Genomic DNA, 19710 nt, shown 5'->3' with positions numbered 1-19710 from the left:
GCAACGGAAGCTGCGGGGCGCGGAGTTACGGGCTGAACGGCAGGCATTAGTTACGGGCCGCCTGCTTGATTTCCGGCGCGGTTGTCGGCTGGGTACTGGGTTTGACAGTGGGAGCCAGGGACTGAACCCAGTTCCGGATGGCATCCTGGGCTGCTGAAGCGAATACGGGGGACGGTTGGCCGTTAATCAGGGGCCATTCCGTCATCGGGGCCTGAAACAGGTGATTAATCCCGTCAAGGCGACGTACCTGCACCTGTTTGTTGCCTTTAAGTCCTTTTTCGAGTACGCTTAGGTTGGCCGAAGCATTTACCAGCAAGTCCTCGTTGCCGTGCAGCAGCAGCACCGGGCATTGTACCGTTTCCAGCTCCCGCTGCGGATAAAAGCGTAGGTAAGAGCGTACCCAGGGGCTGGTGAGCTGAAGTGCTCCGGCCACGTAAGCGGAGTCCGGGAGGCCGGGCGTGGCGGCTTGCAGCAGCTTGGCTACTTCGGCCTGCGCGGCCCGGTCGTCGGGGTTCTGGCGTACTATTTCCAGTAGTGGGCGTTGCTCTTTGCTGAGGGCATCCAGCCGTTTTTTCTCTTCGGCTTTTTGGCGCAGATACTGCTGGTCGAGGTAGATCTGGATCTGAGCGGCATTGGAACCGCCGGCTCGCATTTTCTCTACCTGCTCCTGTATGGTAGCTCCGTGGTGCTGATTCTGCCGGATTACGCCATTGAGCAGCGTATCCGCCACACTGGTTGCGCGGCCCAGGCCGGGCTGCATACTCAAGATGTCGGCTCCGGGCAGCCCGGCGGCAGCCAGAGTCACCACAAAAGCCGGCGGCTGGGGCCGGGCGGCTGCCAACAGGGCTACATTGCCGCCCTCGCCGTGGCCGATCAGGCCCACGAGCTGTATATCAATGAGCGGTTGATTGCGGAGGAACTCCAGAGCCGCCTGCGCATCGCGCACCCGGTCATCGGGGCTGGCCAGGGCATCTTTTCCGCCCGACTGGCCCACGCCCCGGTCGTGGCAGCGCAGTACGGCAATGCCCCGGCGGGTCAGGTGGTCGGCCAGGCCGCCCAGCAGCTTGTAGGTGCCATACTGGCCATCCTGGTTCTGTGGGCCCCAGTCAGAAAGCAGCACGACAGCCGGGAAAGGGCCCGAACCGGCCGGAATCGTGAGCGTACCCTGGAGCGTGAGTTTGTCAAGCGGATTCTGAACGCTGACCTCCTGCACCCGGTAGGGCGGCGGGAAGCGGAAGCTCTTGGGTGCGCTAGGTGGTGGCGGCACAAACTCCAGTGTGAGCGGCGCGCTAAAGCCGGGCTGGCTCCAGGTGCCTTCCAGTCGTTTGCTGTCAGCTGAGCGCACGCCCTTGAACCGGCAGCCCACTTCCTCTGCTACAAACGTGATGGTATCACCGTGCTGCGCCACGGCCGTTGGAATGCGGTTGATCCGCTGGGGTACCACATTCAGCACGGCAAAGCGGTTCCCATTGGCCAGCTCCGTCACCAGAATCTGAATGGGCAGGCTGCCTCCCGGCACCGTCAGCGGGCCTTTCCATTCGCCTTCCAGCGAGTATTTGTTGATGGCCTGCGCCCGGCTCAGGCTAGGTAGCACCAGTAACACCAGCAGCAGCGCTGTCTGACAGTATTTTCTACAAGTAGTACTGACTCGATCCGAAAGCATACGGCGGAGAAACTGGTGAAACGGGTGCGAAGGAAGGCGTAAGCGCGAAATGTGCTTTTAAGGAAGCAGCACGCGGGAAATGACGTGCACCGTGCCGTTGGTGCATTGCACATCAGGGATAACCATGCTGGCGGCGGCCGTATTGCTTTTGCCTTTCACCGTCAGGACTCCATCGGTAAAGGCCCCCAGCGTAATGGGGGAGCCGCTCAGGGGCGTGATGGTGCTGTTCTCGGGCAGCTCGGGCGTGAATTTGCCGCCGGGCACTACGTGGTTCAGAAGCACGGCCGTGACAGTGGCTTTGGGCAGGCGCCGGATGTCAGCCGGCACGTTGAGCGGAACGCCCAGCAGGGTGCCCAATTCGCGGAAAGCCTGGTCGGTGGGGGCAAATACGGTAAGCTGCGGGCTGCCCGGCGAGGCCGACAGCGCCCCGGCCAGATCGGCATACAGTACCGCCTCTACCAGAAAGCTCAGCTCGGGCTTGGTAAATACCTGCGCGTCCTTCAGCGCAATGGCCGACTGCACGATGTCGAGGCCCGTTGCCAGCAATACTTTGTCCACTACGTGTACGGTACCGTTGGCGGCTGGCACATCGGTAGCCAGAATACGGGAACCGTTTACGTAGCGCACCCCGGCGCGGTCAATGATCCGCCGCGTCACCCCCAGCGCGGAGGCTGAGGTGGAATTTGCGGTGAGGCTGCTGCCGGGCAGGTTGCCGTTGGCTACGTGGTACAGCAGCGTGTTGGTCAGGAAAGAAGTTTGCAGGCCGGTCAGGTCAGGTGCCGAGCGGAATCCCAGCCGGGCAAACGCTGCATTATTGGGCGCGAAAACAGTGTAGTTGCCGCTGGCATCATTAGGATTTTTATTAGATAGCACGCCGGCTACGCCACCGCGTACTGCTGCGTCTTCCAATAACTGGAAGTCGTCGTTAGCAACTGCAATGCCAGCAATAGAGGCATCCGCATCCTGGTCAGTAGAGCAGCCGGTTAGCAGGAGGCTGCTGACCACGAGTAGCTGTAATGTGCTTTGTAATAGGTTTTTCATGGAAATTTTCGCTTTCGTGAACACTTTTCAGCTACTTTTGCTGAACGGCCCGGGTACTAACGAGAACAAAAGTTCATCGGATTTATCTAATTCGCAAACCGATTGAATATTTGTTTTCGTAGGTCTGGCCCACACGGCGGGAAAGTTTATTCCTGTTTTGGGAAAAGTATAATAATTGTGCTTTTCTCATTCGCGTTAACATGTCACAAATCTCGGTGTCAACCTCTTTGAATTCGATGAACAACTCCTACTTCTCGCCCATCGTGGCAATTTTATTGCTGAGTGGCGTGGCCACGCAAGCCCAGAGCCTGAGCAGTGGCTTCATGTCGGGCCGCAAGCATGGCTCCGTTTCCGTGTCCGGCACCCAGGAGTGGTATCAGCAGGTGTATCTGGTACCGGAGAAAATAAATGATGTGCCCATCTTCCGGCGCATTCAGGTGAAGTCGGTGAGCCTCTATGCCAACTATGGCATTACGGATAAAATTGAGGCCGTGGTGAGCCTGCCATACGTGCGCTCGGAAGGCCAGGCCTCGGCGCAAATCCTGCAAAACTCGCCCTACACCAACGTGCGTGAGGGGTTGCAGGACGTATCGGGCCTACTCAAATTCAAAGGCTACTCTACTGAAGTAGGCAGCAGTATTCTGAATCTGTTGGGTGTGGTGAGCGTGAGTACGCCCCTGAGCAACTACAAATCGGAGCAGGGGCTGGAGTATATCATTGCCATCGGGAACAAGGCCACCAAGGTTTCCACCGCCGGTATTGCGCATCTGCAAACGGCCTCGGGCGTGTTTGTTACGGGCCAAGCCGGGTACAGCCTACGTTCCGGGCGGGTACCTAATGCCTTTATCGCCGAAACCAAAGTAGGCTACGCCGGCCCCCGTATTTACGTGGATGGCTGGGCTGCCTTTCAGAAATCCGATAACAGCGGCACCGATATTCTGCAGCCGGGCTTTGATGGCGACTTCACGGCTACCCGCGTAGATTTTGCCCGGGTGGGCGTGAGTGCCTTCCGGCCGCTGGCCCAGGGCTTCGGGCTGGTGCTGGGGGCCAGCACCTACGTTTCGGGACGCAACGTGGGCAAATCGACGGGCGTGACAGGAGGATTAGCGTATAACTTTTAGCGTTTGTGCCTCAGTTGTAGTGCTCGAAGGCTCCGTCAGCAACTGGCGGAGCCTTTTTTCGGTACTGGTGGGGTAGGGCCGCAAATCCGGGGCGCGGGCTACCTTCGTGCCGCATTCCCTCCATTTCCCACCGACTCCTTATAGAGAGTATGAGCACTTCCCGACTAGAACACGATTTTCTGGGTGAGCGAGAAATTCCTGCCGACGCGTATTATGGTATTCAGACGCTGCGGGCGCTGGAAAATTTCTACATCACGGGCATTCCGCTGAAGGTGGAGCCGTTGTTTGTGCAGGCGCTGGCGCTGGTGAAGAAAGCGGCTGCCCTGGCCAACCGCGACCTGGGCGTGCTCAAACCGGTCATTGCCGAAGCCATTGCCCAGGCCTGCGACCGGGTGGCGGCCGGCGAGTTCGACAACCAGTTTCTGACCGATATGATTCAGGGCGGGGCTGGCACGTCAGTGAACATGAACGCCAACGAGGTTATTGCCAACGTGGCCCTCGAAATCATGGGCCATCAGAAGGGGCAGTACGAATTCTGCCACCCCAATAACCACGTCAACTGCTCGCAAAGCACCAACGACGCTTACCCAACGGCTTTCCGCATTGCGCTCAGCAATAAGCTGGTAGGTTACAGCCGGGTGCTGGGCGAGCTGGCCGATGCCTTTGCCGCCAAAGGGGTGGAGTTCCGCAACGTGCTGAAAATGGGCCGCACCCAACTGCAGGACGCCGTGCCCATGAGCATGGGCGATGAGTTCGGAGCCTTTGCCACGAACCTGCGCGAAGAGCTGCTGCGCATTGAGGACAGCCGCCGCCTCATCAGCGAAATCAATATGGGTGCCACGGCCATCGGCACCGGCGTAAACGCACCCCAAGGTTACGCCGACCTCGTAACCAAGTACCTGCGCGACGTGACCGGCCTCGACCTGAGCCTGGCCGGCGACCTGATTGAGGCTACCTACGATACCGGTGCTTACGTGCAGCTTTCGGGCGTGCTGAAGCGCACGGCTGTGAAGTTGAGCAAAATCTGCAACGATTTGCGCCTGCTGTCCTCCGGCCCGCGCTGCGGCATCAACGAAATCAACCTGCCGCCCTTGCAGCCCGGTTCCAGCATCATGCCCGGCAAGGTAAACCCCGTCGTGCCCGAGGTAGTGAACCAGACGGCCTTTTACGTCATTGGAGCCGACCTGACGGTGACCATGGCCGCTGAGGGTGGACAGTTGCAACTGAACGTGATGGAGCCGGTTATCAGCTTCGCCTTGTTCACCAGCATCAGCTATATGACCAACGCCTGCCGAACCCTGCGAGAAAAGTGCGTGGTAGGCATTACGGCCAATAAGGAGCACGCCGAAAACCTGGTGCGCAACAGCATCGGCATCGTCACCCAACTCAATCCAGTACTAGGCTACGAAACCTCGGCCGAAATTGCCAAGGAAGCCCTGAAAACCGGCAAATCTGTGCACGATATTGCCGTAACCGAGCGGCAGTTGCTCACCCAGGCCAAGTGGGACGAAATCTTCACCTTCGAAAACCTGATCCGGCCCAGCTTCGTGCAGTAGATTGGAGGCATACTAACAAAGAGGCCCTGCTCAATTGAGCAGGGCCTCTTTGTTGTACCCGGAGCCGGAATCGAACCGGCATATCTTTCGATATCGGTGTTTGAGACCGACGCGTCTACCAGTTCCGCCATCCGGGCGCTTGCCGTGCCTGCGGTAGATCAGGAACGGGTGGCAAACTTAGCCAGACTTTCCCGAATGCGCAAGAGGTAGCGTTTCTTCAGATAATACGTCTGTACCTGTTGCAGGGCATGAGGGCGGGTTTCAGCGGGTAATCCTTCGTAGCCGGCCAGTACCGGCTCAATGCCGGCTTCCAGTGTGTTGGTCAGGGAGTTGACGTCGGCTTCTACACGGGTGGCGGCGGCCGGATCGGGCTCAAATTCCAGCTCCATCAACTGCTCATTGAGCTCCATAACTTCCATCAAAAAATCGGTGGGAAGTTCCTGTTTTCCTTCTTCCAGCAGCCCGTGGCGGCTCAAAATGTAGGCCATCCGCTGATCTTCGTCGGAAAGCGTGCGGTAGGCGTTGGTGTTGAGCGTGGCCAGCTGCAGAATTTCCTGCTGCCGCTCCGGGCTTTCGGTGGCGTGAAAATCGGGATGGTACTCGCGGCTCAGCGCGTAATACTGCCGCTTAAGGGCGGCGGCATCAGGCCGGAAGGATTCCGGTAGCTGGTAGAACTCGAAGTAGTCAGGCGTGGTCATCAACAAGAGGGAAAAAGAGCGTAAAGAATCCGTCGTACGGGGCTAGGCCTGGTCCGGAACCGGCGGCAACACAGCGGGCCGGACCGAAAATGCTACTGGCGGGGCCGCGAACAGGGCCTTGGTGGCTGGCCACACCTGGCCAAACAGCGCCGAGCGACGGTAAGCGTTCAGGGCATCGGCCGAATCCCAGTGGCTGTGGGTGCAGTACACGTTGGGCTCATCAGCGTCCTGCCACAGCTCCAGAAACCGGCAGCCGGGCATGGCGCGAATCTGGTCCTCAGAAGCCTGAAAAATCCGCACAAACTCTGCTACCTGCGCCGGCTCCAGCGTCAGGCGTACAATCCGAATCAGCATTTGTTAGTTTTTAGGTATTCCTTGTTCGTTTTTCGCAGGCAAGGACCGGCAGCTTTACCCAGCGTTGGGGCCTTGTGCCGTTTTGGCTCCCAGCTCCGGCCAAAAACGACCAACCAAAAACCACAAATCACCCCACAAACCGGATATCCACCTGAGAATCAAAATGAAGGCCCAGTAGCTCAGAGGCGTTGCCCTGGTTGATACCGATGCACAGGCGTTCTTGGCTGTTGAAGATGCACACGGCCTCGCCCGGGGCGGCAGCCTGGAAGTGCGGCACGATTTCCCGTACAGTTTCGCGGGCGAAGTGAATGGTAAACGGCCGGGTGCGGCCCACTACCTCCACCGCCGTGCGGCTGATATCGGTGATGAGGTTGCCGTAATGATCCACATGCACCACATGGCCGGTGATGCGGTCATCCTGCAGACGCATCTGCCGGTTCAGGAGCTGATAGGTTTCCGTGGTGGCGGGGCCCAGCTCAGCCAACGGGCGGCCCTGGGCCAACTGCACGGCGGCCGGAGCCAGCAGGTCACGGGTGGGGGAGGAGGAAGGCCCGTTACCCGCGCTCAGCAATACCAGTTCATCAGGCTGCCCGTCGCAGAGTAAGGGCAGCAGACCGTTATCGGCCGACACGAAGTAGTGCCCCTGAAAACGGGCGGCATGCCAGGCCGCGCGCGGCGCGCCGAGGTCGTTGACGCCGACCAGATGAACCGTGCCAACCGGAAAATCCTGGTACACGGCCCCCAGTACGTGCACGGCATGCGCAATGTTGAAGGGCTCGATGCCGTGGGTGATGTCAAGTACCGGCACCTCGGGGGCCAGCTGCAGAATCCGGGCCTTCACGGCCGCCACGTAATGGTCGCGGTAGCCAAAATCGGACAGAAACGTAATCAGGCCCATGACCGGAAATTGGGAGTTATTCGTACTATTGCCAGGCCCCATGCGGGGGCGGCAAAAGTAGGCGTTTTGCCGCGAACCGGCAGCGGCAACGATAAGCTGATTTTTGTTGTTACTGTTAGCAGAGGCCCGTACTGAACAGCTTCGGTGCCGGATTTTCTTCTCCTTTCGCTCTTAAATTCCCTCAGTTTGGTCGAAAAAATCATCACACTGGAAAATGTGTCTCTGGTTGAATTCCTGGGACCCGATAACCAAAATATCCGCCAGCTGGCGGCTGCCTTCCCCGGCAGTAAAATCGTTTCCCGCGGTAACGAAATCAAGATCCAGGGCCAGACGGCCGTTATCAGCCGCATCAACGAAATCCTGTCGGCGCTGCTGGAGCATTACCACCAGTACGGGCAAATCACCGATAAGACTGTAAGTCAGTACCTGTCCTCGGCCGAGGAGGAGCACGATGAGGCTCGCCTGGCCGCCTCGCCCGACGTGATTTTGTTCGGCTCGAAAGGTGGCGTTATCAAAGCCAAAACGGCCAACCAGCAACGGCTCGTGGATGCCGTACTGCGCCATGATCTGGTGTTTGCGCTGGGGCCGGCCGGGACGGGCAAGACCTACATTTCGGTGGCCCTGGCCGTGCGGGCGCTCAAGAACAAGGAGGTCAAAAAGATCATCATTTCGCGCCCCGTGGTGGAAGCCGGCGAAAGCCTGGGCTTCCTGCCCGGCGATATGAAGGAGAAGGTTGACCCCTACCTGCGTCCGATTTACGACGCGCTGGAAGACATGCTGCCGCCCGAAAAGCTCAAGCTTTACCTCGAAAACAAGACCATCGAAATTGCGCCTTTGGCCTACATGCGTGGTCGGACGCTCAACAATGCCTTCGTGCTGCTGGATGAGGCCCAGAACACTACACCCAGCCAGCTGAAGATGTTTCTGACCCGGATGGGCCCGTACGCCAAGGTGATGGTAAACGGCGACCGGAGCCAGATTGACCTGCCTACGAAGCAGAAATCCGGTCTGATTCAGGCCCTGGATATTCTGCGCGACGTGAAGGAAATCGGGTTCGTGGAAATGTCGGTTGAGGATGTGGTACGGCACCGGCTGGTGAAGCAGATTGTGCTGGCTTACGATAAGTTTGACGTGGCTACTCAGCAGGAGGAAGCCAACCAGGCCAACCGCCCCGTGCGCGCGGCCCAGCCCTACCGTCGCCCCGGCGGGCCCGGTTCCGCCGACCTTGACCCGGCCAAGCACCCCGATGCCCGCCGCGAAGACGATGGTACGCAGGCACTGCCCGTCAACCACGAACAGTAGGCATATGTATTAAATCAAGAGCGGCTGTCTGTTAAAGACAGCCGCTCTTGATTTTTACGCTTTTCCAGAAACACGAAGAATAGTGCCCGATCGGATAAATTGACTCTTGCCCTTGTTGGAGCAGCCGGTACACAATACACACGCATGGAAGCAACCCGCATCACTACGGAAGAGGATCTGACCACAGCCCTGGCTATTCGCCGGACGGTATTCGTGCTGGGCCAGAACGTGCCGGCCGACCTCGAAAACGATGTGCATGACCGCACCGACGCCACGCACTACCTGGCCCGGGCCGCTGATGGTCAGCCCTGCGGGGCCGCCCGCTGGCGCGTTACGGAGAATGGGGTAAAGCTGGAGCGCTTCGCGGTGCTGGCCGGGTACCGCAACCAGCAGGCGGGGGCCGCATTGCTGACCGCCGTACTCCGCGACGTGCAGGCAATGCACCCGCAGGCCGAGGTATACCTGAATGCGCAATTACCTGCCGTTCGTTTCTACGAGCGGCATAACTTCCGGAAAGCCGGTGCAGCTTTCTGGGAAGCGGGTATTGAACACTATAAGATGGTCTGGCAGCGTCCGTAGCGGCTACGCAACAGCTACCTGCCGGCTTTTGTGGTTTAACTTATTTTCTCCATTTTGACTGGGTGATATCTCGCGTTGCCGGTTGCACTACGCGTTGGCTTTATCCTTATCAATATGGTTATCAAGTGGGCTCCGAATGCCTTTGTCCGGTTGGTGTTGCCGCTAATGGCCGGTATCCTGACTTATCTGTACGCTGGTAGCCAGCTCCCCGATTTACGGTTGCTGCTAGTGGGGTTGGTGGTACTTTTTCTGCTGGTGCAGCTCTGGGCCGCTCGGCGGGGCAGCACGGGCGCTACCGATGCGGCCGGACTGCTGACAATGCTGATACTGTACGCGGCCGGCCTCACGTTCACGCAGCAAGCCACCGAAAGCCGTGCGCCGGACCACCTGTACCGCTTTGGCAATCGGGTGGAGTTTTACCGGGCGGTGGTAGATAATTACACTGTGGTGCGGCCCGCTACGTATGCCACTACCGTGCGCGTTTCGGCGGTGCGGGTGGCGGGGCAGTGGCGGCCGGCGCGGGGCGGTATCCGAGTATCCATCCCGCGCACGGACAGTGCGGCGGCTCCGCAGTACGGCGACGTCTGGCTGGTGCGTGGCGCGCCCGCGCCCAGCAAGGCTCCGCTGAACCCCGGAGAGTTCGACTACCGCCGCTACTTGGAGTACCATCAGGTCTATCATCAGCAGTTTGTCCACCCTGACCAGTATCAGCGCATAGCCCTTGCACCGCCCAACTGGCTGCGTGCTATAGCTATGCGGGCCGCCCGGGTGCTGGATGGCGTGTTCCGGCAATACGTGCACGCCAAGCGCGAGTACGCACTGGCTTCGGCACTAGTGCTCGGCATTAAGGATGAGGTAGATCAGGAAACCAAGCAGGCCTACGCCAATACCGGTACCACGCACATTATGGCGGTTTCAGGACTGCAAGTGGGACTGTTGTTCGGGGCCGTGACGTGGCTGCTGAGCCTGTTACCAGGGCGGCGCGGGCTGACGTTTCGACTGTTCACGGCGCTACTGGGCCTGGCGGTCATCTGGAGCTATGCGTTTCTCACGGGGCTGTCGGCTTCGGTTTTGCGGGCGGCCGTCATGTTTTCCTTTATCATCGTCGCACGCGCTACGGGGCGGCAGACGTCCATGTACAACCTGCTGGCCGTGGCTGCCTTCTTTTTGCTCTGCTACGACCCGTATCTGCTCTGTGACGTTGGTTTTCAGCTGTCTTTCCTGGCCGTGCTGAGCATTGTGTACCTGCAGCCGCGCATTGCGGCCCGGTTCGAGCCGGAGGAGTATTTTCTGGACCGGCAGCGGCCCTGGCAGTCGAAGGCAGTGCAGAAAAGCTGGAAATGGCTCGGGAAAAGCGTCAACTATGTCTGGCAGGCCACAGCCCTGTCGTTGGCGGCCCAGGTAGCTACATTTCCGCTGGGCCTGTTCTATTTCCATCAGTTTCCACTCAGTTTCCTGCTGTCCAATCTGGTGGCAGTACCCATTTCCAGTGGCGCGGTATATGTGGGGCTGCTTTTGTTGGTGCTGAAAGGTGTGGTGGCGCTGGTGGGCCTTGTCTTACCGGGCCTGGCGCAGGTACTCGACTACGGCCCGCAAGGTGTGGCGTGGTTGTTTGAACGAATGGTTTGGGCCTTCAACGAATACATCTTCTGGATTGGGCGCTCCATGCCCGGCGCGCTGGTGTCAGGCATTCACGTAACCACGCTTCAGGTTTGGCTGATTGGGGGCGTACTGCTGGCGGTGATGGTCTTTCTGGCCCTGAAAAAACTGCCCTGGCTGGCTGTTGCCTGTTCGTTGCTGGGGCTGTTTGCCGGTAGTCGGGTATGGGCTGCGTATCAACTGGCTCCCGATGAACAACTGGTCATCTACAGCATTCCACGCCGCTCGGTGGTGGGTTTCTGGCACGGTGCTGCCGCCGAAATTATAACGGTTGACTCATTACCACTCTCTGAAACGGAGCGCACCTACCGCATCGTGCCGGGCATCATTCAGCGCGATGCCCGCCGGGTAAACTATCGGCGCGGGTGGCAAAAGGCTCCCGTGCCCGCCGTGGTAGCCGAGCCGGGCCTTACGCTCACTACTTGGCACAGTCGGCAACTGGCTTTCGTGAGCGGACCGCTAAGTGGCGCCACGCGGCCAGTCTCCGGGCTCACGGCCATCGTGCTACGCCGCAACGCCCGCGTGCAGCCGCCCGAACTCGCGGCACTGTTCGGGACGGCCGCGCCCGTGGTATTTGATTCTTCCTGCAAGAGCTGGTACGTACTCCGCCAGGATTCTTTGCTGCGGGCCGCGGGCTTCCAAACCCACGATGTGACGCTGCACGGGGCGTTTATCGTGCGGGCGGCGCAGTAGAAAGGCCACTGCCGGCAGTTGGCCGAAACCGTAGAGGGGTTAGGGGGAGTATATCGTATACTTAGTAGCATCAATTTTGCTGCGTTTGGTTTTCGCGCCTCCTTTTCTCAGTAGCCTGCTACCTGCTCGCCGGGCAATGGCTTACTGAATTGTTCCACCGCTCTGCAACACCCTGGTTATGGAAGACATGCCCACTCAGGAATTGGAAGACCTTCGCTTCATCCGCTACGATGCGCAGGACTCTATTGGCTACATCACCCTCAACCGCCCCGATAAGCGCAACGCCCTCAATGCCGAAGTGGTAACGGAGCTGAAACAGGCCTTCGAGTTTGCCGAAAACGACGAAGCCTGCAAAGTAATCGTGCTACGCGCCGAGGGAGACGTATTCTGCTCCGGGGCCGACCTGGGCTATATTCAGGAGTTGCAGAACTTCGGCTACACCGATAACCTGGCCGACTCTACTCACCTCATGCAGCTGTTCCACCAGATTTATACGCTGAAAAAGGTGGTTATCGGGCAGGTGCAGGGCCACGCGCTTGCCGGCGGCTGCGGGTTAGCCACCATCTGCGACTTTGCTTTTGCCGTTCCCGAGGCCAAATTCGGGTACACGGAAGTGAAAATCGGGTTTCTGCCCGCCATTGTCAGCGTATTTCTAGTGCGCAAAATCGGCGAGGCCCGCACCAAGCAACTGCTGCTGACCGGCGACGTAATATCGGCCCAGGCCGCTCAGGATTTCGGGTTGGTAAACTTCCTGGTGCCCCGGCAGGAACTGGCCGATAATGTGTATCGGTTTGCCCGCCGCCTCTGCGTAGAGAATTCGGCCCAGAGTATGGAAATAACCAAAGAAATGCTGGCTCGCATTCCGGAAATGCCGCTCGAGGACAGTCTCCGCTACGCGGCCCGGATGAACGCCGAAGCCCGGGGCTCCGACGACTGTCGGCGAGGCATTGCCGCATTTCTGAGTAAAGAAAAAATTACCTGGGATAACTAGAAATTCGCCTCTGCCGGTACCGAGCAGACCCGAACAGCAAATGGCCCGGCATACTATGCCGGGCCATTTGCTGTTCGGGTCTGCTCATTTTTTTTTAACTTTCTCCCTTTCGGGCTTTTTCAAACAACTTACTTTTCCATTGGTTACCCTTCTATGACGACGCTGGCAGCCGTAGCCGTTACAACGGCTACTTTCTTCGGAATGGAATTCGTAGCCTGGTTTATGCATCGGTTTGTGCTGCATGGACCTCTGTGGTTTCTGCACCGCTCACACCATGTGCGGCATCCGCATACATTTGAGCGCAACGACTTCTTCTTCCTGTTTTACGGTTCGTTGTCGATGTTGCTCATTGTGTATGGTTCTGCCAGCAAGGACTTTAGGTTCTGGATGGGCGTAGGTATTGCCGCGTACGGTACCCTGTACTTTTTTGTACACGACGTGCTGATTCACGGCCGGCTGCGTTTCTGGCGCAAGTCGCGCAGTATGTACCTGCGAGCCCTGAACATGGCTCACAAAATGCACCACAAGACCACCAGCCGCGACGGCAGTGAGGAGTTTGGGCTATTGTGGGTGTCGCCGAAATATTTCTCGTTGGCCTTGCGGAAGCCTGCCCCCACGCGGGTATTGCGGCAGCGGACCAATGCTTCAGTATAAAATCAGTTAGCCGAGAGGAGTAGATCAACGTGGGCCATTTTTCTATCAGCGACCTAGAGCAGCTTTCGGGCATCAAGGCGCACACTATTCGCATCTGGGAGCAGCGTTACGGCATTCTACAGCCTATCCGTACTGCCACCAACATCCGCACGTACTGCGAAGATGACCTGCGCCGCTTGCTGAACGTGGCCACGCTGTGCGGGCGCGGCTACCGAATTTCTCAGGTTGCCAAGCTCTCGGAACAGGAACTATCCAAAGCCGTCATTTCCTGCGACGACGACGCGCACTCCCAAAACTACTGCCATCAGGTGAACGGCCTGTTGGCGGCTATGCTGGAGATGGACGAGTGCCAGCTGACGCACCTGCTCAATCATGCAATTGCGAACTATGGTTTTGAGCAGGCTATGCTGCGCGTGGCGTACCCGTTTCTGCATCGGCTGGGGGTAATGTGGCAGGCTGGCACCGTGAATCCGGCGCACGAGCATTTGGTTACCAATCTGTTGCGCCAGAAGATGATGGCCGCCACCGACTCTTTGCCTCCGGTGCAGCCGGCCATGGCGCGGCGCTGGGTACTGTTTCTGCCCGAAAGAGAGATGCACGAGCTGGCGTTGCTGTTCATGAACTATGCGCTCCGGGCCAGGGGGCACCATGTACTGTACCTGGGCCAGAACCTGCCTGTCACCGAGCTGCACGCGGTGTGTGCGACCTACCAGCCTTATGCGGCCTTAACAGTAATGACGGCCGTGCCGGAGCGCCATGAGGTGCAGGATTTTGTGCAACAGTTGAGCTCCCTTTGCCCTGATATTCACCTGTATCTGTACGGTCCGTTGGCGCAACTGGAGTTCAGGCTGCCCGCGAATGCGGCCCGGCTGGCCCTGATGACCGATTTTATTGCGCTTGCCGATGAATTGGCCGAAACGGAGGCGTGTGTAGCGCAGTTGGCGGTAACGGAAAGATAAACTTCGTCATTCAACGAAACCTGAAACCAGACCCAGCGGAGAACATCCGCTGGGTCTGGTTTTTTCGTTTGTGTTCAGTGTAGCAGCATGCATGCGGTTTTCGCACGCTATTAAGGCTGTTTTACAAGATAAATTGCTGTTAAACAGAAATATGTGACGGGTCGCGCGGATAGCTTGTATGAAATACCGGCATTCGGAAAAATAAATCGATGTAGGTACGCACTACTTTCGGATCGACCCGTATATTTGTTTAACTTTTTGCCACGAAAAGCTAAACAGTATGACCTCTTTGGAATTCACCGACCAAGTACAAAAGATTTCTTACTCGCTAAAGCCCGTGGCGATGAACCTGACCCGCGACGCAGACGATGCCAAGGACCTGGTGCAGGAAACCTTGCTCAAAGCCATGCTGAACAAGGACAAGTTCAAAGCGGGCACCAACTTGAAGGCCTGGTTGTACACCATCATGCGCAACACCTTCATCAACAACTACAACAAAATCACCAAGCGCAATAGCAATATTGACAGCACGGAGTACTTTCAGTACTTCAATACCGATGAAAATTACATTACGCACAACGGTGCAACGTCTGACTTCGTAGTAACAGATATTAACGCAGCCATTGCCGGCCTTTCCGCCGACTACCGGACGCCGTTCATGATGTACTACATCGGTTACAAGTACCTGGAAATTGCGGAAAAGCTGCAGATTCCCATTGGAACCGTCAAAAACCGTATCCACATCGCCCGCAAGGAACTCAAGCAGGTGCTGAAGACATACGCCCCCGGCGTGTAGGGAATAGGGAGAGAGTACAGACCCGCCCCGGGCGTATAGCGGGCCGCGGACAACGTTCACCTTCGGGCGACGTCGTTCGCGGCCCGTCTGCTTGTGCAGAGCCCGCAAGCTTACCCCGCGCCCTGTTCCGCCGGGACGATTCTGCGAAAACCTTCGCCGGGTGTGGCGGTATGAAGTAGGTAGCCGGACGGCTACCAGGCCAACTGCGCGCCTAAATGTTCATCTTTACCTCTTCGCATCCGCGAAATTCGCCTAATTCGTTTAATCCGTGATTAAACACGTCATTGTTATTGGGGCCGGTTTTGCGGGCCTTTCGGCCGCTACTTCGCTGGCCCAGCGCGGCTACCGCGTTACCATCCTGGAAAAGAATGAAGGCCCCGGTGGCCGGGCCCGGGTATTCCGCCAGCAGGGCTTCACCTTTGATATGGGCCCCAGCTGGTATTGGATGCCGGATATCTTTGAGCAGTATTTTGCCCGCTTCGGTAAGAAAGTATCCGACTACTACGACCTCGTGCGGCTGGATCCTTCGTATCAGGTGATTTTTAAAGGCCCGGAGGCGGTGGATATTCCGGCCGCCATGCAGGAACTGCGCCAGCTGTTTGAACGGTACGAGCCGGGCAGTGGGGCCCGGCTGGACGAGTTTCTGCGGCAGGCTGCTTATAAGTACAAAGTAGGAATCGGCAAGTTTGTGCACATGCCTGGCCGCTCTCTGCTGGAGTTCATGGACCCGCGGCTGGTGGTGGATGCCGTGCGGCTTGATCTGTTGCAGAGTATGCATCAGCATGTGCGCAAGTTCTTCAAGGACCCGCGGCTGCTGGAACTGGTGGAATTCCCGATTCTGTTTCTCGGCGCTACTTCGGAAAATACCCCGGCTTTGTACTCGCTCATGAACTACGCCGACCTTGCTCTGGGGACCTGGTACCCGATGGGCGGCATGCACAAAATTGTGGAAGGCATGGTGCAGCTGGCCCAGGAGCGCGGCGTAACGCTGGAATACAACGTGCCCGTGCAGCAGATTGTGGTAGAGCGTGGCCGGGCTACCGGTGTGCAAACAGCCAGCGGCTTCCGCCCCGCCGATGTGGTTGTGGCTGGTGCTGACTACCACCACGCCGAGCAGCACCTGCTGGCCCCGGAGTGGCGGCAGTACGATGAGAAGTATTGGGACAAGCGTACTATGGCTCCGTCGTCGTTGCTGTTTTACGTGGGGGTGAATAAGCGCCTACCCAAGCTAAGGCACCACAATCTGTTCTTCGACGAGGATTTTAGCCTGCACGCTCAGGAAATCTACGAAGACCCGAAGTGGCCCAGCCGCCCGTTGTTCTACGTTTCGGCTCCTAGCCAAACCGACCCCGGCGTGGCACCGGAAGGCTGCGAAAACCTGTTCCTGCTGATTCCGGTAGCTCCTGACCTGGCAGATCCGGAGGAAACTAGGGAGCGGTACTACCACCTGATTATGGAGCGGTTGGAACGGCACTGCGGCACCAGCATCCGCGACGCGGTAGTGTACAAGCGCAGCTACGCCCACCAGGATTTCGTACAGGATTACCACAGCTACAAGGGCAATGCTTACGGTTTGGCCAATACGTTGCGTCAAACAGCTATCCTCAAGCCTTCCCTCAAGAGTAAAAAGGTGAGCAATCTGTATTTTACGGGGCAGCTTACGGTACCTGGCCCCGGCGTTCCGCCTTCCCTCATATCGGGGCAGGTAGTAGCCAAGGAGATAGAAAAGGAATATCCTGTGTCATTGGGCGCGGAGCGGAGCATGCCTGCTTCTGCCCGGCCTTAACCAGAAAGTCCTGTTAATCACCGAACCCGCTACCGAAAGTGTTGTGCTTAGGATTGCTTAGTGCAGATAGAAAAAAGACTGTTTTGCTCTGCTCGCAATGACAAAAACAATGGACCACGTTCAACTTTTTACTGACACCAGCCGGGCTTGCGCCAAATTGATTACGCAGCGGTACAGTACCTCCTTCACGCTGGGTATCCGCACGCTTGACCAACGGTTTCACCTGCCGGTGTACGCGGTGTATGGCTTTGTGCGGTGGGCCGATGAAATTGTGGACACGTTTCATGCCCACGACAAAGCCGCGCTGTTCGCCGATTTCAAGCGCCAGACCTACGAGGCACTGGAAATCGGGCTCAGCCTGAATCCGGTGCTGCACGCGTTTCAGGATGTGGTGCGCCAGTACGGCATCGACCGGGAGTTCATCGACGCCTTTCTGTTCAGCATGGAAATGGACCTCGACGACCGGAGCTACAATCAGTCATTGTATGAGCGGTACATTTATGGCTCGGCGGAGGTAGTGGGCTTGATGTGTCTGCGCATTTTTTGTGAGGGCGACACCGCGCAGTTTGACCACTTGCGGGAGCCCGCCCGGCGGCTGGGCTCTGCCTTTCAGAAAATCAATTTTCTGCGCGACATCCGCTCCGATTACGAGGAGCGGGGGCGCGTATACTTCCCCGGCGTGCAGTACGAGCAGTTTACCGATGAGGTAAAGCGTACCATCGAAGCCGATATCCGGGCAGATTTTGAGGCGGGCTACGCGGGCATTGTGCAGCTACCCCGGGCGGCGCGGCTGGGCGTATACCTGGCTTACGTGTATTATCTGAAGCTCTTTCATAAGATTCGGCAGCTGCCGGCCCGTCGCATTCTGGGCGAACGAGTACGGGTGCCCAACAACACCAAACTGCTGCTGCTGATGGGGTCCTATTTCCGCTACCGGCTGGTACGGTTATAGTATAAGGAGAAGCCTGACTGCACTTTTCGGGTAGTCGTGTAGTTTTGTAGCCGTTGAAGGCCATAGAATATACCTGATCCGGGCCTTTTCACCGTGAACGTTTGTCTGTGCTGCGTTATCTGTTCCTACCACTCATTCTGATTCTTTCCACCTTCGTGTCTACTGAAGCCAACCCCTATTCCCTGCCACACCTGCGCCGCCAGTACCAGCAGGCTGCCACCGATAAACAAGCCGGCGAAAAATTTCACAAGCTCATGGCCGCCTACGACAAGCAGGATGCCGTGGTGCTCGCCTACAAAGCTGCTGCTGAAGCTATTAGGGCCCGTGACGCTTCCATGTTCAACAAGCTCACCTATGTGCAACAGGCCAGTAAGCTGTTCGATCAGGCCGTAAAGCTCGATGATGATAACGCCGAAGTTCGGTTTCTGCGCCTGAGCGTGGAAAGCAATCTGCCCAGCTTTCTGGGCCTGAGCGCGCACGTAGAGGAAGACCGTCAGTTTCTGGTTAATACCCTTCTCAAGCATCCCAAATCGGGCCTTGACGCGGAGTCGTTTGGGTTGGTGCGTGACTTCCTGGTGCAGCGCGGGCACGTCTCGGATACTGATGCGGAGAAGCTGACGCAACTCTAATATCCGGTTGGCTGCGGCTACTCACTTGGCAAAGGCCCTGCTCCCGACTCCGGGGAAGGCAGGGCCTTTGCTTATATCTATGGGAGAACTTTGTTCGTTCTAGACGTACCCCTCAGCCATTAACATTCTTTGCATGACTATCCCCTTGCTCCGTTTTCCGGTAAAATCCGCGCTTGTACTGCCGCTGGCTTTTGTGGCAGCTACTGCCGCGCAGGCCCAGCAAACGGTGCTGAAAGGAAAAGTAGTGGATGAGCAGAACCGCCCGGTGCCCTACGCCAACGTAGGCCCGCCCGGCACCGAGCCCGGTACCGCCACCAACGAGGCCGGGGAATTTACGCTACGTGTGAACAAACTGCCCCAGAAACTTGCTTTCGTGTGTCTAGGCTACGTACCTGTTACGCTGGAAGTAGCTTCGGCCGCTGCTCCCGTACGGGTGACGCTCAGGGCTAGTACGGTAGCTCTGCCTGAAGTGCGGGTACGCAACCCTGAGCAGGTGGCGGCGGCCCTGGTGCAAAGAGCTTATGCGAAGCTGGCCCGTCATCAGCGGGAAGAAGAGTTTGGGAAGGCATTCTACCGACAGAAAAAGCAGCATAACAGCCAGTACACCGAGTTTGTAGATGCTTTTTACAACGTGCGTTTTTCTCCCCGGGAAGTAAGCGGCTGGCAGCTGGAACAGGCCCGCTACGGGGCTGTACCGGAAGATACCGGCGTGGACATGAGTAATTTCTCGGCGGCCGTGCGCCTGATTCCGGTCTTCGATTCCAAGCCCAGCCGCCGCAAACTCTCCGTCCCGCTTAGTCCGGGCAGTACCCGGCAGTTTACGTTTCGGCTGCGGGAAGTTCTGGAAAACAAGGGGCAGGAAACCGCCGTCATCGAGTACGGCCCGCGCCCCAATATTGACCGGTTTGTGCCTGAAGGAACCCTGTACATCGACTACAATACGGCCACGCTGCGGCGGGTGGAATCCCGGATTCCGATTGAGCACCTCATGTCGATGCAGCTACGGGAAGGTACCACGGTGGCTTCCCAAACCATGCGCATGGTGTCAGATTTTAGTTCTTATCGTGACTCCCTGAGCCGGTTGCAGGCCGTGCGCGCCGAGCAGCAGATTGTGCTGCGCTACCAGGGACGCCCCGATACCACAACCATTGAGGGCAACCTGTTCGTCTACCGCTACACCGCTAAGCCGGCCGGCAAAGGCTACAAAGCTACGGGGGCGAATTACAACGACCTCAAACAGGTGCAGAAGCAACGGTACGATGCAGCCTTCTGGCGGGACCAGGAAATTCTGCGAGCTTCGCCGGTAGAGGAGAAGGTAATCCGGGACCTGGAGAAGCAAAAAGCCTTCGGGGCATTTTAACTGCGGCCAAATGCTAAAC

18 protein-coding genes and 1 tRNA gene are annotated in these 19710 nt (G+C 57.9%); 13 read left to right on the top strand and 6 right to left on the bottom strand.

The genetic code is table 11. The features are described from left to right. Nucleotides 1-46: 46 nt before the first annotated feature. Together EI293_RS15135 and EI293_RS15130 are read right to left on the bottom strand one after the other, a co-directional pair. Nucleotides 47-1663, bottom strand: coding sequence for an alpha/beta hydrolase (locus tag EI293_RS15135; protein ID WP_125439290.1), 1617 nt, complete (start codon nt 1661-1663; stop codon nt 47-49). A gap of 57 nt (nt 1664-1720) precedes the next feature. Then, nucleotides 1721-2704, bottom strand: a complete 984-nt coding sequence (locus EI293_RS15130) for a fasciclin domain-containing protein (protein ID WP_125439288.1) — start codon at nt 2702-2704, stop codon at nt 1721-1723. Between the two features lie 236 nt (nt 2705-2940). Between EI293_RS15130 and EI293_RS15125 the strand changes: the two genes are divergently transcribed. Both EI293_RS15125 and aspA read left to right on the top strand, forming a co-directional pair. Beyond that, nucleotides 2941-3825 (top strand): hypothetical protein, encoded by an 885-nt coding sequence (locus EI293_RS15125; protein WP_125439286.1) that lies wholly within the window; start codon nt 2941-2943, stop codon nt 3823-3825. 149 nt (nt 3826-3974) lie between these two features. After that, complete coding sequence (gene aspA, locus EI293_RS15120) at nt 3975-5381, top strand: aspartate ammonia-lyase (RefSeq protein ID WP_125439284.1); 1407 nt, start codon at nt 3975-3977, stop codon at nt 5379-5381. Nucleotides 5382-5436: 55 nt separating this feature from the next. On the opposite strand, the gene EI293_RS15115 is transcribed toward aspA, so the two are convergent. From EI293_RS15115 to EI293_RS15100, 4 genes are all read right to left on the bottom strand, one after another. Next, nucleotides 5437-5518: transfer RNA gene (locus EI293_RS15115), tRNA-Leu, on the bottom strand. A 21-nt stretch (nt 5519-5539) separates the two neighbouring features. Next, on the bottom strand, nt 5540-6079 hold the full coding sequence (gene hscB, locus EI293_RS15110; RefSeq protein WP_246010663.1) for a Fe-S protein assembly co-chaperone HscB: 540 nt from the start codon (nt 6077-6079) through the stop codon (nt 5540-5542). 42 nt (nt 6080-6121) lie between these two features. Then, entirely contained in the window at nt 6122-6433 is a 312-nt protein-coding gene (locus EI293_RS15105; RefSeq protein WP_125439280.1) for a putative quinol monooxygenase, read from the bottom strand. A 127-nt stretch (nt 6434-6560) separates the two neighbouring features. After that, nucleotides 6561-7331 carry an SAM hydrolase/SAM-dependent halogenase family protein gene (locus EI293_RS15100; protein ID WP_125439278.1) on the bottom strand — a complete coding sequence of 257 codons (771 nt, stop codon included), beginning with the start codon at nt 7329-7331 and terminating at the stop codon, nt 6561-6563. A 186-nt stretch (nt 7332-7517) separates the two neighbouring features. On the opposite strand from EI293_RS15100, the gene EI293_RS15095 reads away from it, so the two are divergent. From EI293_RS15095 to EI293_RS15045, 11 genes are all read left to right on the top strand, one after another. After that, nucleotides 7518-8633 carry a PhoH family protein gene (locus EI293_RS15095; RefSeq protein ID WP_125439276.1) on the top strand — a complete coding sequence of 372 codons (1116 nt, stop codon included), beginning with the start codon at nt 7518-7520 and terminating at the stop codon, nt 8631-8633. 144 nt (nt 8634-8777) lie between these two features. After that, entirely contained in the window at nt 8778-9212 is a 435-nt protein-coding gene (locus EI293_RS15090) for a GNAT family N-acetyltransferase (RefSeq protein WP_125439274.1), read from the top strand. Between the two features lie 114 nt (nt 9213-9326). Beyond that, nucleotides 9327-11564: a ComEC/Rec2 family competence protein gene (locus EI293_RS15085; RefSeq protein WP_125439272.1), complete on the top strand. Its 2238-nt coding sequence runs from the start codon at nt 9327-9329 to the stop codon at nt 11562-11564. A gap of 187 nt (nt 11565-11751) precedes the next feature. Next, nucleotides 11752-12555: an enoyl-CoA hydratase/isomerase family protein gene (locus EI293_RS15080; RefSeq protein ID WP_394343406.1), complete on the top strand. Its 804-nt coding sequence runs from the start codon at nt 11752-11754 to the stop codon at nt 12553-12555. 153 nt (nt 12556-12708) lie between these two features. Further along, nucleotides 12709-13209 carry a sterol desaturase family protein gene (locus EI293_RS15075; RefSeq protein WP_125439268.1) on the top strand — a complete coding sequence of 167 codons (501 nt, stop codon included), beginning with the start codon at nt 12709-12711 and terminating at the stop codon, nt 13207-13209. Nucleotides 13210-13238: 29 nt separating this feature from the next. Continuing rightward, a complete protein-coding gene (locus tag EI293_RS15070; RefSeq protein ID WP_125439266.1) occupies nt 13239-14168 on the top strand; it encodes a MerR family transcriptional regulator in 930 nt (309 codons plus the stop codon). 280 nt (nt 14169-14448) lie between these two features. Continuing rightward, a complete protein-coding gene (locus tag EI293_RS15065) occupies nt 14449-14964 on the top strand; it encodes a sigma-70 family RNA polymerase sigma factor (protein WP_125439264.1) in 516 nt (171 codons plus the stop codon). Nucleotides 14965-15232: 268 nt separating this feature from the next. Next, nucleotides 15233-16750 (top strand): phytoene desaturase family protein, encoded by a 1518-nt coding sequence (locus EI293_RS15060; protein WP_125439262.1) that lies wholly within the window; start codon nt 15233-15235, stop codon nt 16748-16750. Between the two features lie 97 nt (nt 16751-16847). Next, a complete protein-coding gene (locus tag EI293_RS15055) occupies nt 16848-17702 on the top strand; it encodes a phytoene/squalene synthase family protein (protein ID WP_246010661.1) in 855 nt (284 codons plus the stop codon). A 101-nt stretch (nt 17703-17803) separates the two neighbouring features. Next, a complete protein-coding gene (locus EI293_RS15050) occupies nt 17804-18331 on the top strand; it encodes a hypothetical protein (RefSeq protein ID WP_125439259.1) in 528 nt (175 codons plus the stop codon). A gap of 133 nt (nt 18332-18464) precedes the next feature. Beyond that, complete coding sequence (locus EI293_RS15045) at nt 18465-19691, top strand: carboxypeptidase-like regulatory domain-containing protein (RefSeq protein ID WP_125439257.1); 1227 nt, start codon at nt 18465-18467, stop codon at nt 19689-19691. The last annotated feature ends 19 nt before the right edge of the window (nt 19692-19710 follow it).

Source organism: Hymenobacter perfusus, from assembly GCF_003944765.1.
Taxonomy (GTDB): Bacteria; Bacteroidota; Bacteroidia; order Cytophagales; family Hymenobacteraceae; genus Hymenobacter; species Hymenobacter perfusus.
The sequence above is the reverse complement of the archived record's forward strand: the minus strand, read 5'-3'. Positions and strand labels throughout refer to the sequence as shown.